General features: G+C 58.1%; 11 protein-coding genes. 4 read left to right on the top strand and 7 right to left on the bottom strand.

Annotated elements, in window-relative coordinates:
• The first annotated feature begins 18 nt into the window (after positions 1–18).
• On the top strand, positions 19–918 hold the full coding sequence (locus Poly24_RS04900; RefSeq protein ID WP_145091310.1) for a DUF1559 domain-containing protein: 900 nt from the start codon (positions 19–21) through the stop codon (positions 916–918).
• A 4-nt stretch (positions 919–922) separates the two neighbouring features.
• Entirely contained in the window at positions 923–1,387 is a 465-nt protein-coding gene (locus Poly24_RS04895; protein ID WP_145091307.1) for a hypothetical protein, read from the top strand.
• Positions 1,388–1,552: 165 nt separating this feature from the next.
• Here the strand turns inward: Poly24_RS04895 and Poly24_RS04890 are convergent, their stop codons facing one another.
• The 4 genes from Poly24_RS04890 to Poly24_RS04875 all read right to left on the bottom strand — a co-directional run bounded on the left by Poly24_RS04890 (position 1,553) and on the right by Poly24_RS04875 (position 6,260).
• Positions 1,553–2,305, bottom strand: coding sequence for an SGNH/GDSL hydrolase family protein (locus Poly24_RS04890; protein ID WP_145091304.1), 753 nt, complete (start codon positions 2,303–2,305; stop codon positions 1,553–1,555).
• A gap of 185 nt (positions 2,306–2,490) precedes the next feature.
• Positions 2,491–3,825 (bottom strand): glycosyltransferase family 87 protein, encoded by a 1,335-nt coding sequence (locus tag Poly24_RS04885; protein WP_197452329.1) that lies wholly within the window; start codon positions 3,823–3,825, stop codon positions 2,491–2,493.
• A 19-nt stretch (positions 3,826–3,844) separates the two neighbouring features.
• On the bottom strand, positions 3,845–4,765 hold the full coding sequence (locus Poly24_RS04880; RefSeq protein WP_231753470.1) for a prenyltransferase/squalene oxidase repeat-containing protein: 921 nt from the start codon (positions 4,763–4,765) through the stop codon (positions 3,845–3,847).
• Positions 4,766–4,880: 115 nt separating this feature from the next.
• Positions 4,881–6,260, bottom strand: a complete 1,380-nt coding sequence (locus Poly24_RS04875) for a hypothetical protein (RefSeq protein ID WP_145091298.1) — start codon at positions 6,258–6,260, stop codon at positions 4,881–4,883.
• Between the two features lie 393 nt (positions 6,261–6,653).
• Here Poly24_RS04875 and Poly24_RS04870 point away from each other — a divergent pair, with 393 nt between their 5' ends.
• Together Poly24_RS04870 and Poly24_RS04865 are read left to right on the top strand one after the other, a co-directional pair.
• The gene (locus tag Poly24_RS04870; protein ID WP_197452328.1) at positions 6,654–8,312 is read left to right on the top strand and encodes a tetratricopeptide repeat protein; all 1,659 of its coding nucleotides are present in this window, start codon (positions 6,654–6,656) and stop codon (positions 8,310–8,312) included.
• 381 nt (positions 8,313–8,693) lie between these two features.
• The gene (locus tag Poly24_RS04865) at positions 8,694–10,094 is read left to right on the top strand and encodes a neutral/alkaline non-lysosomal ceramidase N-terminal domain-containing protein (RefSeq protein ID WP_197452327.1); all 1,401 of its coding nucleotides are present in this window, start codon (positions 8,694–8,696) and stop codon (positions 10,092–10,094) included.
• 522 nt (positions 10,095–10,616) lie between these two features.
• Here Poly24_RS04865 and Poly24_RS04860 read toward each other — a convergent pair.
• The 3 genes from Poly24_RS04860 to Poly24_RS04850 all read right to left on the bottom strand — a co-directional run bounded on the left by Poly24_RS04860 (position 10,617) and on the right by Poly24_RS04850 (position 13,812).
• Positions 10,617–11,363 carry a creatininase family protein gene (locus Poly24_RS04860; RefSeq protein ID WP_145091277.1) on the bottom strand — a complete coding sequence of 249 codons (747 nt, stop codon included), beginning with the start codon at positions 11,361–11,363 and terminating at the stop codon, positions 10,617–10,619.
• Positions 11,360–12,952, bottom strand: coding sequence for a sodium:solute symporter family transporter (locus Poly24_RS04855; RefSeq protein ID WP_145091274.1), 1,593 nt, complete (start codon positions 12,950–12,952; stop codon positions 11,360–11,362). The genes Poly24_RS04860 and Poly24_RS04855 overlap by 4 nt, the downstream gene beginning before the upstream one ends.
• A 179-nt stretch (positions 12,953–13,131) precedes the next feature.
• Positions 13,132–13,812, bottom strand: a complete 681-nt coding sequence (locus tag Poly24_RS04850) for a tRNA (adenine(22)-N(1))-methyltransferase (protein ID WP_145091271.1) — start codon at positions 13,810–13,812, stop codon at positions 13,132–13,134.
• Positions 13,813–13,913 lie beyond the last annotated feature (101 nt).

Raw genomic sequence — 13,913 nt, 5'->3', positions numbered from 1 at the left:
ATTGGGAGGTATCAAATCATGAAGCGAATTCATCCCCTTCATGGACCACAGCGAGGCTTTACGCTGGTCGAATTATTGGTGGTGATTGCGATCATCGGCATCCTGGTCGGCTTGCTGCTGCCGGCAGTCCAAGCAGCTCGCGAAGCGGCGCGGCGGATGCAGTGCTCCAACAACATGAAGCAACTCGGTCTCGCGCTGCACAACTACCACGACATCAACAAACGCTTTCCGCCGAGCAGCATCGATGGCAATGGCAAGATCGGGATCTTTGTCCGACTGCTGCCGTTCATGGAACAGCAGGCGATGTTCGACCAAGTCCGCTACGATGGGAACTACGTTCAGAACTTGCCGATTTCACTGAACCGCCTCGACACGCTGTTGTGCCCCAGCGGTCCTCAGCTCTATTCGGTCAGCACCGCAGCAAACGAAGCCGACTGTTACACCAGCCATTACTATGGAAATTCGGGACCTATTGGAACCAACGGCCAGACCGGGCAGACCTACACGCGAGACACATCGCGGGAGAACGCAAGCTTTGGCGAATACGCGACCGATGGCATTTTCCAACTGCGCAGCAACCTTCGCTTCGCAGACATCCTCGATGGCACGACCAACACGATCGGGATCGGCGAACTGTCTTATCAGAAATACGGTTTCTATCGTGCATGGACCCGCGGATTGTACTGGTACAACGGCGTTGCGTTACTGTCCAGCAAGAATCACAAGTGGCCGATCAATGCCGCGGTTAATGGCGGCTTCACGATGACCTTCAACAACGGCGGCTACGGGTCCCAACACCCAGGCGGATGCATGATGGGAATGATGGACGGATCGGTTCGCTTCCTATCCGAAACCATCGACATGACAACTTACCGAAGTGCCGCAAGCCGCGCCTCGGGTGAGGTACTGGAACTATAGACCGATGATAGATCTACACTTCCAAATCCAAAAAGCACCGCGCCCCTGCGGTGCGTCATGTCCGTTGTTCCGTTTGGCGTCCGTTATCCCGTTGATCATGATGATGATCGGGTGCGGTCCTTCGGGCATCGAACGCTACCCGATCTCTGGCACGGTGACCTACCAAGGGCAGCCGGTCAAACATGGCACGATCATGTTTGAACCGGATACCTCCAAAGGCAACTCGGGAGCTGCGGGATCGGCAACGATCGTCGACGGAAAATTTGATTCCGCAACGGAAGGAACTGGCTTCACCGGCGGGCCTCAAATCGTCTCGATCCAGGGCTTCAGCGGCGTCGATGCCAACCCCGAATACGCGCCCTATGGGACGCCGATCGGCGAGGGCAAAAGCTACATTAAGTCGTTCGATTTCCCCGAAAACGAAGCGGTCGAACAAGACTTCGAAATGGCCGATGTGATCGACGAATAGTCGTCGATCGATCCTTCTCGTTGGGGCACGCCAGCAACTCATTGCGGGCGTGCAGGACAAGCCCACCGGCCACATCGACTGAAAACGCCTCAAAAAAGAAACCGCGTGGGGAAGACTCCCACGCGGTGAAGCGATTGTTAGCGATATCCTTTTCTCGACAACGTCTTAGACGCCGACGGTTTCTCGCCAGGTCTTCGCCATCAGCGTGTGACCGGCCAGGGTTGGATGGACGCCATCGGCAGCCCAGTAGGCCGGCGGGGCGTCGTCGATCGCTTTGTCGAACATCTGCTGAAACGGAACCACCGTCAGGCTCATCGAATCGGCAACGCGAAGCGCCGCCTCGCGTCGCTGATCGAATTCGGGGAACCACTTGTCGTTGACCGCACCACATCGCAGCACAAACGGTTCGCAAACGACAACGCGAACATCGGGCAGCGCCGACAACGTTCCCTCGATCAATTCGCGGTAGCCACTTTCGTAGACCGCGACCGAACCGTCATAGCGGCCATTGAGCTTGTGCCAGATATCGTTCACGCCAACCAGGATACTCAAGATGTTCGGCTTCAGATCCAAACAATCTGCTTGCCAACGCTTCGCGAGATCGGGGACCTTGTTTCCACTGATCCCACGATTGTGGATCTGCAACCGCTTGGCCGGATGCGACTCCAACAGGCCACCGGCGATCAGAAACGGATAGCCATCGCCAAGCCCCGCCGACTGATTCGCCGTCTGTTTCTTGCGATCGCGGCGGGCATCGGTGATCGAATCCCCTTGAAACAGAATCACTGCACCCTCGGGAAGCGATTGAACGCTGGAATCGTTAGCAGCCGACACGGTCGTTGCGGTGGAGACACTCGAAGCGGCGACGCCAGCGACGATCGTGGATTGCAAAAGATTGCGACGCGTGAGTTTCATCATTCTCAGCTCCTCGGTGAACGGGGCAAATTCAAACTAGCAAGACGAATCCCAGTATAGACGGCGGGGCGACGCGTTGCATTGCCGATCGCCACCACCGCCAGGGCAATTCAATGTTTCAATTTGCCGTATCCGCTGGCGTGTGTTCGGCCTCGGAAACGGGAGGCAACTGCCCAGCGGCGAATGCCTTAAACAGAAACCTGGTTCACCTTGCCATCACGACGGTTCCAAGCCAAAAACAGCAGCACCACGCAGGCGATTAGCAGCGAAATCGCATTCAGACTCGTGACAACATCCTTCGCGAAACCGTCGATCTGGAAGCGATTTAAGACCATCAAACTCGAAGCGTAATTCAGAGCGGGCATCAACATCGAGATCGCCAAAAACATCCGCATTCGCCAGCTCAACGTATCCCATGCCGGTCGCAACGCGATCAAAATCGCAACGATCACCGGCGTCAAAATCATCGCATCGTAGACCTGATGAAAAATGGCGACCAGCGAGGTCAACAGCACGATCGCGCCGCTGAGTCCCGTCGCCGCGCCGTCGTCGCGATTGTGGCGATGGTAGACCATCAACACGATCGCTGCGGGCAGCAGGATCGCGATCATCCACACCAGATGCGTTGCATCGCCGGGCACCCAATCGGTCCATTTCGCAACGATCGCTAAGAGGTCGATACGCGTCCACGTATTGGCCGGTACTTCGTAATCATCGCTCCGATGGACATCTTGACTGGTGCCGATATCGGACATCATTTGCGAAGCCGAACCCGACTGGATCAACCAGCCAAAACAAGCGACCGCAAGAACCAAGGAGATCATTCCGGCAAGCGCTACCGCTTTGATGTTACCGCGAAACAACATCAACCCCGCGATCGGTAGCACAAACGTCGGCTTGCAGGAGATGACCACCAACCCCAGCACGCTCCGCCACGGATGCGTCTTGCCATAGTGGACAGCAAGCAATGCTCCTAGGATCAATTCGAAAGTGAAGTAGCCGGTGAAGAGCGTCTGTTGCCCACCTCGCGCAAAGACCAACGCACTTGCAATAATCCAAAACCAATCCCAACGCCATCCCGCACCGGCACCGCCAGTCGTCCAGCGGACGGAAAGCCAGGCAATCCCTAACAGCATTCCAAGCGACACGACGAAGTACACAACTTCGGCGACCGGCAGCGGCAACCAGGTTAATGGCGTGTGGAGAGCGAGGACCAAGGGGGAATAAAACGGGATCGACCGCTCGACCGGATACTGCTGGACATAGGCGGCGCTGTAGGGCGAAACGCCTTCCCGAAACGCAAGAGCCGGAAAATAGACACCGTTGTGAAAGTCGCAGTAGCCCTGCCGCGAAGGGTCGAACGGGCCAGGGGGTTGATAGGCCAAGGCGATGCGACTTGCGGTCAGCGCGACACCAATCAAAAAACAGGCGGCAGCCAGCCAAGCAACCATTTGGCGACGCCGTTGCGTCGACGCAACCGTCGTGTGGTCTCGCGGTTCGGTGTCGGTCGTCGATTCCTTCATCCCCGCCACCCGAAGAAGATCACAACGACAGCAACGAACATGCGGCGAGCCCATAAAAGGTATATTCAACGTCTTCGGCTGGATCCATTTCGAATCCGGCGAACCCGCCACCCGGCCGTTCCATGCTATGGACATAACGCGTGGCCGCGGCGCGATCGATCTGATCCAACGATTGCAGATCGGTTAAGGTCACGATCGCCGTACAGGTGCTTAACAAGTCGGCAATAGGAATCCGCGTGTTGGCCGTCATGCCGCCATCATTAATCTGCATTTCGGCGAGAAATTCAGTCGTCAACTGCTGTGTCGGTTCATCCAGTCTCTGTAGCACCCGCAGCGCACCAATCGCTGCTGCCGTCGGGTTCACTCCCGCACGCTTGCCGACGCGAATTTCCAAGAAGCCACCTTCGACCTGAGCCTGGCCGCGAATGAAGGCTTCGATCTGGCGAGGTTCCGGTGGCGAGCGTTCGATCAATTCGTAACACAACAGCGTCAGAAAGGTTTGATAGGTGCTGCCCGCTCGCCCTTCGGGACTCTTCGCATACCCTCCGTCCTCGCGGCGAAGCGTTTCCAACAGCTCGGCGATCGCATCCTGCCATCCGCCGTTGGCCGACTGCATCACATCGATCCCCGAGGAGATCTCCAGCATCTTGGCCGCCATGATCAACGAGATCAGATCGATGATCGCTTCGCGTCCCTGCAACCGCTGTTTCAAAAATTCGGCGGCGCGATCGGCCGGTTCGCCATCCAACAGGCCCAGGATCATCAATGATCGCAGCGCAAAGGCGGTGTAATAGAGATCGCTGCCCCCTTCGCGACCGGCGAAACCGCCGTCGGGTCGCTGTTGAGCCAACAGCCAATCGCCCTGTCGCTGCCGCATCGCTTCGGGCAGCTCTGCCGCACCTTGAGCCAACCGGATCGTTAACGCCTCAAGATATGTCACGAATCACCGATGTCCCGAGAAAAACCTGGGCTCGCGTCACCGATAGACTTCCCATCGTCGCGGCCCAGAGTAAACCATAAAGGGGCGTTCGCGATGCGCGAAGCCGGGCAGGGGATCAGGCGAATTCGGTTTTCGCCGGCTTCGGCTGCGGCGTCTCCTCGACCACCTCCACCTCCGCACCGATCAATTCGGCAACGGTGTGCAAATCGCCGTGATATCGACGGCTGAAGATCATCACGACCGGTTCGGTTGTCCTGATCTCCAACGTGTTGGTCAACCAACCGCGGGTGATCTTCAGCTTCGCATCCGCAGGCAGATCGCTAGTCAACGGAGTTCGGAACCAACGCCTCTGCCGCATCGTCCACCCCTGATCGTGACGGCAGAGCGTGACACAGGCCTTATCCTGAAAGCCGTTCCAATCGGTTTTGGGAAAGACGACCAGTTCAGCCCGCGACGGCCGACCGTACGTCTTCTGGAACATCGGCCACAACGAATCGAACACCATGTGCCGGTAGAAGTGAACGCGGCGGTTGATCCATCGCAAAACCAGCAGACAGACGACAAAGACCGCCAGATTCAACACCGTCGCCAGCGTCGGGCTAAGCGCATACAAAGCCATCAATCCCGCGCACATCGTTTTGTTGGCGAATTCGAAACAAGCGTCCAAAAACGGAATCGGCGTCAGCCAGATCAAGAACTCAAAGAAGAACTTCACGCTGTTGATCACCAACACGTTGATCACCATCGCAACATATAAAAGAGCCCCCACGGTTCCCGAAACGATTCCCGCCTCGACGATCTCGGGACTTTCGTCCAAGACTTCATTCGGCGACGCGATGTAGCGAATCGCAATCAGCGTGATGATTCCCGCGTAAGCCTCCACCTTGTCGACAGCCACCGCGACCGGCTTGCTGACCTTCGACAACCGCGGCAGCGAAGTGATGATCGTCAACGCGGCGAAGGCCCAGAAAAGGTTCGGATTCTTCAGCGGCGTCGCGGCGTCCAACAAACCATTCCCCGGCATCCACTCGGGACTCCACAGCGCCAGCCCCGACAGACACGTGATTCCGAAGAAGGGGGACAAAGCGACTGGTGCTAGCGGGCCCAACCAATCGACCGGCGTCAACTGTTCGACCATCTGATTTGCAGCGGCCAGATCGGCGGCTGAGATCTGCTCCTTGGTCATCGAACCCTTCAGATTCTTTTCGATTCCTGAGGCCGACAGCGGTTCGCCATCTCCCGATTCCTCTGCTTCGAGATCCGACAGATCGATTTCGGGCAGCGAGATCGGAGGGGCCGCCGGCTGTTGCCAATGGGCGACAAGAGTCGCTTCGATCGGCGGCGACTGGCCCGTGGAAGTCGCCGTCGAAGTGGGCGTCCCAAACGACGGCAGCCAAGCCAACGCGGCGATTGCTAACAAACAGGGGCCCAATCGCCACCAGGGTAAAGAGCGGTTGGCACAGGGTTGTCGACGTCGATCCACAGCATTTCTCATCAAACCCCTCGTTCTGTCTCGTCTCAACAACCGATACAGCCAGCCTTTCAAAACGCGAAATGATGGGGCCTGGCGATCGATCTTTCTCCATTCTCTACCGGTCCATTGTACCGAACCAGCCGACGACCCGCGGGCACCACCGTCGGTTTGGGCCTCTCTGCCGCCCGATCCTACCCATGGGATGGACCCGAAGCTGGGCGACGGAGTCAATTTCGGGCGAGTTCTGGTCAGAAGCGGCGAGATCACCGTTGGCGTAGCTTAGCCAAACAGGCCATAATAAAACACAGGCTTGCCGCTTCCTGCCACAAACGCCCGGCCAAACTGGTCGATTCTCGCATCGCGATCCATTCGAACCAAACACCGATGAAACACAATCCACACGGAGAGGGATCTATGTTGTTCCACCACGCTATTCGCGTTCCGCTGCTGCTTGCAGTGCTATCGATTTTTGGGGGAACCGCCCCGCTGGCCTTCGCCGATGGCGAGGGGCAGCCCGATTTGGACGAAGCGATGGTCATGCGGTTGGACGCCAAGACGCTGGACGACCTAAATAAGATCGGCGATCTGTTGCAGTCGGCTCTCGCCAAGGGATTGGATAAAGAGAACGAAGGCTTTGCCAAGCAGATGCTAGCTGGCGTGGCGTTGGAACGGGGCAAGGCGATCGCTCAACAGATGTTCCGCCAACCGCAAGCCGGAAATCTGGCTCAACTGCGAGGCGAAGCGCTCAAGCACCTCGAGACCGCTGTCGACAACGATCCTACGCTCGCCGAAGCGCAGACGCTGATCGCCCGCTTGAACGCATTGCCCGGCGGAGACCGGACGCGTGCGTTAAAAGCAGCCACCGCGGCGGTCGATGCGTTGAAAGAAGATTCGTATGCGCAAAGCGAAGCCTACATGCTGCGAGCGCTGATGCAAACCGATATCGAAGCCCGGCTGGCCGATATTAATAAGGCGATCGAAACGAACAGCGAGAACATCGAAGCTTACCAAGCCCGATCGCAGTTCTATTTCCAACAACAGAAGTTCGACGAAGCGGTCGCCGACCTGCAACATGTTCTGAAAGTCGATCCAACCAACACCCGCGTCACCGCGACGGCGGTCAAAGCGCTTGCCGAACTGAAACGTTTGGACGAAGCCAAGACGATCCTCGACGATGGTTTGAAAGCCAAACCCGATGCGTCGCTGTATCAATTGCGAGCGGCGATCTATCGCACCGAAGACAAACTGGACGAAGCGATCGCGGACCTCAATAAAGCGATCGAACTGCAGCCCCGCGATCCAGCGTCGCTGTTCGCCCGCGCCGAGATCTATCTCAGCCGCGACGACACCGCCGCGGCTCGTCGCGACTTGGACAAAGCGATGGAATTGAACCCCGGCAGCGTGCAAGGCGTCCTGCTGCGAGCCTATCTGTCGGCTGAAGAGGGTCGGCTGCCCGATGCGATCAACGACATGAAACTGTTGGTCCGCAGCTTCCCCGAGAACGCCACCTGGGCGATCCAATTGGCTTCGTTCTATCAAATGGACAACCGTCCCCGGAAAGCGATCGACGTCACGACCGATGTGATTCGCCGCGAACCGGGCAACTGGCGGGCGCTGCGAATTCGAGCTGACACGCGGCTGAGCGTTGGCGAGCACAAGGAAGCGATCGCAGATTACGAAGCGGCTCTGAAAGCCGAAATCGAGATCGACGAGAGCAAAGCAGGGATCCTCAACAACCTGGCTTGGGTGATGGCAACCAGCCCTCAAGACGCGGTCCGCAACGGCGCTCGTTCGCTCGAAATGGCCGAACAAGCGGCCAAGCTGACCGAATACAAGCAGGCTCATATCCTCAGCACGCTCGCCGCAGCATATGCCGAAACGGGCGACTTCGACAAAGCGTTGGAATGGTCCGAGAAAGCTGTCGACCTGGGCAAAGAGGATAGCCACGAACAGTTGAAACAACTGCAAGAGGAACTCGACAGCTACAAAAACAAGAAGCCGTGGCGAGAGGAACAGAACGTCGAAGAGAACAAAGCGCCGATCTTCTCGGCGGAAGATATCATCGACACCTGATCACAAACCTCGGCCGATCGATCCCATCGTCGCGATGGGATCCTATTGGTTTGTCAAACTTTGATTTTAGGACGGATGGTAGTGGACGAGGTCACGAGTCCCCATAATCTCTGGCGCGAAAGGACTCGTGACCTCGTCCACTACCTTAAATTTTAGTGTTGACGCTGCACTAAGCCCGAAAGCCCTTATCCAGCATTGGCCCATCGGCCGTGACCTGGAGCCATTCCGCGGCTACGCGGAATCCGACCTACAAAACACGGTGATCTCCTAGGATTCGCCGTCCCACCTCCCGGCTCAATGCACCTCGCCGCATTGCCTTCCTTTCCCGCCGTCGCAGTTTTTAATACGCGACACAACCTTTTAACCAAAGGGTCCCACATCATGAAATGGCTTGCTTGTTTCCTCTTTGTGCTACTGCCGCTCACCGCATCCGCTCAGCCTTGGCAAGCGGGTTCGGCACGGATCTCGATCACTCCCGATGAACCGATCTGGATGGCAGGCTACGGTGGCCGCGACCATCCAGCCGAAGGCAAGTTGACTGACCTGTGGGCCAAGTCGTTGGTGCTGCAAGACGCGGCGGGGCACACCGCCGTCTTGATCACTCTGGATCTCGTCGGAATCCATCGCGACACCGCGACAAAAATCTGCGACCAGATCGGCAAGAAGCACAATCTGTCGCGCGACCAGATCGCAATCAATTGCTCCCACACCCACACCGGCCCAGCAGTCGGTGCGAACCTGGGACCACTGCATTACGTGCAGGTGCCGGAAGAGCAGAAGCAGCAACTGGACGATTACGAGCAACAGTTGATCGAGAAGATCGTATCGATCGTCGACTCCTCTTTTGAATCGCTCCAGCCTAGCTGGCTCACCTGGGGCAACGGTCGCTGCAGCGTTGCCGTCAACCGACGCGACAACGTTCAGAACGATGTCCCCGCCCTGCGAGTCCAGGGAAAACTGAACGGCCCCTCCGACCACGACGTCCCTGTCTTGTTGGTCCGCGACGCCGATCAAAAGCTGCGTACGGTCGTCTTCGGCTACGCTTGCCACGCCACCGTGCTGGGAATCTATCAGTGGTCGGGCGACTATCCCGGCTACGCTCAGATCGAAGTCGAAGAGCGTTACCCCGAAGCGATCGCGATGTTCTGGGCGGGCTGCGGTGCCGACCAAAATCCCTTGCCACGGCGTACGATCGAATTGGCTCAACAGTACGGCAAGCGATTGGGAACAGCGGTTGCCGAAGTCATCGAAGGATTTGTCCACCCAGTCGCATCCTCGCTGCAAACCAGCTACACCGAACTCGACCTTCCGTTGGTCGATGTGCCAACGGTTGAAGAAGTGATCCAAACGCGAGAGACGACGACAAACAAGTTTGAGCGCGGCCGAGCGGAATACATTTTGGGTCGACTGGGGGATGCGAAAACGCTCGACGAAACCTATCCCTATCCCGTTGCCAGTTGGAAAATTGGCGACGACATCCGGATGGTCTTCCTGGGCGGCGAAGTGGTCGTCGATTACGCGCTGCGATTGAAATCGACAGCCGCCGGCACGCCAGAGGATAGCGCGTCGATGATCTGGGTTGCCGGATACAGCAACGACGTGATGGCCTACATCCCCTCGCGCCGCGTCCTGAACGAAGGGGGCTATGAAGGGGGCGGATCGAACGTCTACTACGGCATCCCCGGCCTGTGGTCCGAAAAGATCGAGAACATGATCGCCGGTGAAGTCGCCAAGCAACTGGCGGCTCCCAAACCAGAGCCCGCTGAAACGTCGAGCAAATAAAAGGCAAAGTGCCGAAGGTCCGGCAATTTACATAGGTAAATCGCCGTACCTTCCGCCCTGTCAGTTATACGCAAGTCGCAGGCAACGGCGAAAGCAAGGGGCGAAAGGGACAGGCACGTTCCTGGCACGCCTGGCGCGGGCCGAAGGTCCAGCAATTTGCATAGCCCAGCCTGCAGGGCTGGGTATCAGTCGACGGTGCCCGGTTTCATTTCACAACGGGTGAAGGGGCAACGCCCCGGGGGGGGGTGGCAATCGACCGGGCCTACAACCCAACCATGTCAATCATCGCCGCTAGAACCCAGGCCGATGGCCTGGGCTATGCAAACGGTCGAGCCTGCGGCCCTGACTCGGATAAATGCGATGTGGAACGGTCTGCGACGAACGAAAGACTTCCCGCTGGCCTGGCAAGCGTTCGGTCGCGATAACTCACCATGACTTACGTATAACAGACAGACCTTCCGCCCAGGGAATACGCGTCCAATCCGGGTTACACGCCCTCGACTCGCTCGCTCTTGTCGTTGGCTAGCTGGGCAGGGGTTCGGCCAATAATCGGTCGACGGCAACACTCACTCGATCGACGATTCCTTCGAACATCTGGCGTCCCTGTTCGGCTGTCGCCAGATCGGGGCGGCCTGTCGCTCCGGCGGCGGTTCGCTGCTTCATATCGCGGCAGATGAACATTCCTTCGACCGCGTCGGGCTTCCATCCCATCGCCGACTCGACGGCCGCGGTGTCGACGAGCTCTGGACGCAGATGCAGGATCAACGCCGTTTCCGCTTCGCACGCGTGCCCAACCGCTTTGTCTTCCCCGGTCAGGCGATCGGCGATCGCCGCCTCCGCGATCGACCAATACGACGCGGCAGCCAGCAACCGGTCGGGCCACTGCGATTGCAATTGACGCACCGCGACTCGCATCGGATCGATGTTGCCACCGTGTCCGTTGAGGATCAGGAAACGGCAGAAGCCCATTTCCAGCAGCGGCTGCAACGTCTGACACAACAGTTGGATGTACGTTGGCAGGTCGCAATCCAACGTCGCCCCGAGTCGCAGATGGTGCGCGCTGGCACCGATCCACTGAGTCGGCAAACGCAGAACGCAATCGGCCGCCTGAGCTTCCACTGCGTCGGCGATCGCGTCGCTGATCAACGTATCGGTGCCGCAGGGAAGATGCGGGCCATGCTGTTCGACAGCCGCTGTCGGAAGGACAACCAGGGTCTGCTGACGATCGAGCGCCCGGATCGCCGGGGCGGTTGAATTCAAGAATTTCATTCGGACGGAAGCTCCTGCTTACGCTTGGGGTTTTGTCGCATCACGGCTGCAAAGGTCAACGGTTCTTCACCCGATCCGGCTGTCCGCGGCAAGCAGAGATTGATCGCAAAGCACAACACCAACGTCAATCCAAACCCGACGGGCCAGAACCACATCGAGAACCATTGGTCGAAATGATACATCATCGCCATCGTCGCCGCGGCAGCGATCAACGTCCCGGGAAAGACCGCCGCAGCGCGGGCTTTCCGTGAGAAAAAGGCGAGGATAAAGACAGCCAACAGCGGGCCGCCGAAGGAGGCTGTCAGTTTCTTGGCGATGTCAAACACATCACCAAGCGGCCCGACAAAACAAGCCAACGTGACGCTCAACACACCGACGACGACTAACAATCCGCGGATCAATCCAACATCGTGGGCACTGTCGTCGGGCTTCCACGCGGGCATCAGACGGTCGCGAAAATCGACAATGATCGCCGTCGTGACCGAGTGGATACCGGAGTCGATACTGGACATCACCGCCGCCATCAACGCGACAAGAAACAATCCCACCATCCCCGGTGGAAAGTGCATTCGAGCGAACTCGGGAAAGACCTTGTCCTGCACTCCTGCCGCCAAGACCGCATCGCGCATCGCAACCGATTCGAGCGGCGACGGCAGCTCGCCCACGCTCACGCCTTGCAACAGCGGCTGCAATTCAGCGGGGTTTTCGCCATAAAACGCAAACAGCCCGACACCGATCAAAAGCAGGCCCGGGATCACCAACCACATCCCGATCAGGTTCACCAAGTATCCGATCTGCGATGTCCGTTCCGACTTGGCCGAGATGTAGCGTTGCACCGCAACTTGGTCGGCACCAAAGGCCGACAGCGCTTCCAGGAACGTGCCGATCAGCACCGCCCAACTGCCATGCTTGAGCGTCATCGAGGGAGTCCAGTCGACCAACATACTGGAGCGGCCTTCGAAATAACTGCTGATCGATTGGGTGAAGCCGATCCCGCTGGTGTAGATCAGCAGCGAGAGGGCGACGAGAATCGTCCCGGCAAAAACAAAGAACTGCAGCACGTCGGTCCACATCACCGCTCGCAATCCACCGACCATCGTATACAGAATCGAGACGGCTCCCAGCGACAGGATGACCGTGACTTGCGGCACCTGCGAGACGCTGGCGATCACCAACGAAGCCGCAAACGTCGCCGACGCCATCCACCCGATCCGCAACAAAATAAACAAACCGCTGGCCAAACAGCGGATCGAAACATGGAACCGACGCTCCAGATATTCGTACGCCGTCGTGCAGTTCAATCGCGAATAGACGGGAATAAAAACCCAAATCACGATCGGCGACATCAGCGTCGCCCCCACCAACATCATCCCCACGCGAAGGCTGTCGCCGTAGCCGACCGATGGATACATCGCAAAGCTGTTCGATGAAAACAGCGTCGCCATCACGCTCAGCCCTACCACCATCCACCCCATTGAACCGCCAGCGGCAAAAAACTCGCGGCGCGATTGCCCGCGACTAAACAACATCCCCATTCCCATCATCACGATCAAATAGACAACGATGACGACATAATCGAGCGTTTGCATGAGGAGAGTTCTCTGGGAGGGAGGAGAGGGGAGGGAAGGCGAGCTGTCGGATAACCGGTGGCGTCACTTTAACATGACCACCTGCGTCGTACATTCGACGACGATTCTCAGGAGTCAAAACAAAGCAGATTTCTGCCGGCGAGCGATTCCTCAAGCGGAGAGCTGCCGCTTGGCCATATTTATCGCGGCAGCGGCGTTTGCGTCTCGTTCCACGTCGCCAGCACCGCTTCGATCGTTTCGCGACGCCGGATCCCGGCTGGCTCCAACCGCTCGAAACGCTGCAAATATTCCAGCTCTTCGCGCAGCACCCGCTCCAGAACCGCAGACCGGCGTCGCAGATTCAGCGGACCAAACAGTAGTGCCGCATCGCGATCGACGCCATCGTAAGCCGGGTCGTCCCGATCGGCAGCGCGCTGAAACGTGAGGATCGAATAGGGCCAATGGCCGCAGGCGATCTGTTCGTCGACCAATTGAAAACCGCCTCGCAATCCCCACCGGCGCACCAATTCGGACTGCCGATTCGGCTGCAGGAAGACGCGTGGCGGGACGCGATCAGGGAACGCTTCGAGAATCTGTACGATGCTTTCGGCGCCCATCCCACAAATACTCAAACTCTCCGCTTCCCCCGCTTCCAAGACCGCCAGTCCATCGCCAAAGCGAACGTCCGCGGCCAGGTTCGCCAATCGACGACGGGAGTTCACAAACGGCTGCTGCTTGTTTTCGATGGCGATCCCACGCTCGATCCGGCCACTTTTCAGCAGCGCCGCCAACAGCCGCGCGTGATCCGAACCGACGTCGACATGCGTCGAGCAACGGACCTGATCGAAGACAGCTTGCAAGCGAACGTCCAAACCAAACATAGCGTTGACACAAATTCCCAGCTTCGAATTCCGATCGGCCGGGACCGTCCCCAGTTCAAATCGCAGCAAACTGCTACAATAACACGAACCGCCAAAACGTG

Source organism: Rosistilla carotiformis (assembly GCF_007753095.1).
Taxonomy (GTDB): Bacteria; Planctomycetota; Planctomycetia; order Pirellulales; family Pirellulaceae; genus Rosistilla; species Rosistilla carotiformis.
Note: the sequence above shows the minus strand (reverse complement) of the source record. Positions and strands in the feature narration are given on the sequence as shown.

What these genes read in the sequence shown, in the direction of transcription:
- Poly24_RS04870 (WP_197452328.1), top strand. Translation starts at nt 6,654, where the DNA reads ATGTTGTTCCACCACGCTATTCGCGTTCCGCTGCTGCTTGCAGTGCTA.
- Poly24_RS04895 (WP_145091307.1), top strand. Translation starts at nt 923, where the DNA reads ATGATAGATCTACACTTCCAAATCCAAAAAGCACCGCGCCCCTGCGGT.
- Poly24_RS04875 (WP_145091298.1), bottom strand. Translation starts at nt 6,260, where the DNA reads ATGAGAAATGCTGTGGATCGACGTCGACAACCCTGTGCCAACCGCTCT.
- Poly24_RS04890 (WP_145091304.1), bottom strand. Translation starts at nt 2,305, where the DNA reads ATGATGAAACTCACGCGTCGCAATCTTTTGCAATCCACGATCGTCGCT.
- Poly24_RS04850 (WP_145091271.1), bottom strand. Translation starts at nt 13,812, where the DNA reads ATGTTTGGTTTGGACGTTCGCTTGCAAGCTGTCTTCGATCAGGTCCGT.
- Poly24_RS04885 (WP_197452329.1), bottom strand. Translation starts at nt 3,825, where the DNA reads ATGAAGGAATCGACGACCGACACCGAACCGCGAGACCACACGACGGTT.
- Poly24_RS04860 (WP_145091277.1), bottom strand. Translation starts at nt 11,363, where the DNA reads ATGAAATTCTTGAATTCAACCGCCCCGGCGATCCGGGCGCTCGATCGT.
- Poly24_RS04855 (WP_145091274.1), bottom strand. Translation starts at nt 12,952, where the DNA reads ATGCAAACGCTCGATTATGTCGTCATCGTTGTCTATTTGATCGTGATG.
- Poly24_RS04900 (WP_145091310.1), top strand. Translation starts at nt 19, where the DNA reads ATGAAGCGAATTCATCCCCTTCATGGACCACAGCGAGGCTTTACGCTG.
- Poly24_RS04865 (WP_197452327.1), top strand. Translation starts at nt 8,694, where the DNA reads ATGAAATGGCTTGCTTGTTTCCTCTTTGTGCTACTGCCGCTCACCGCA.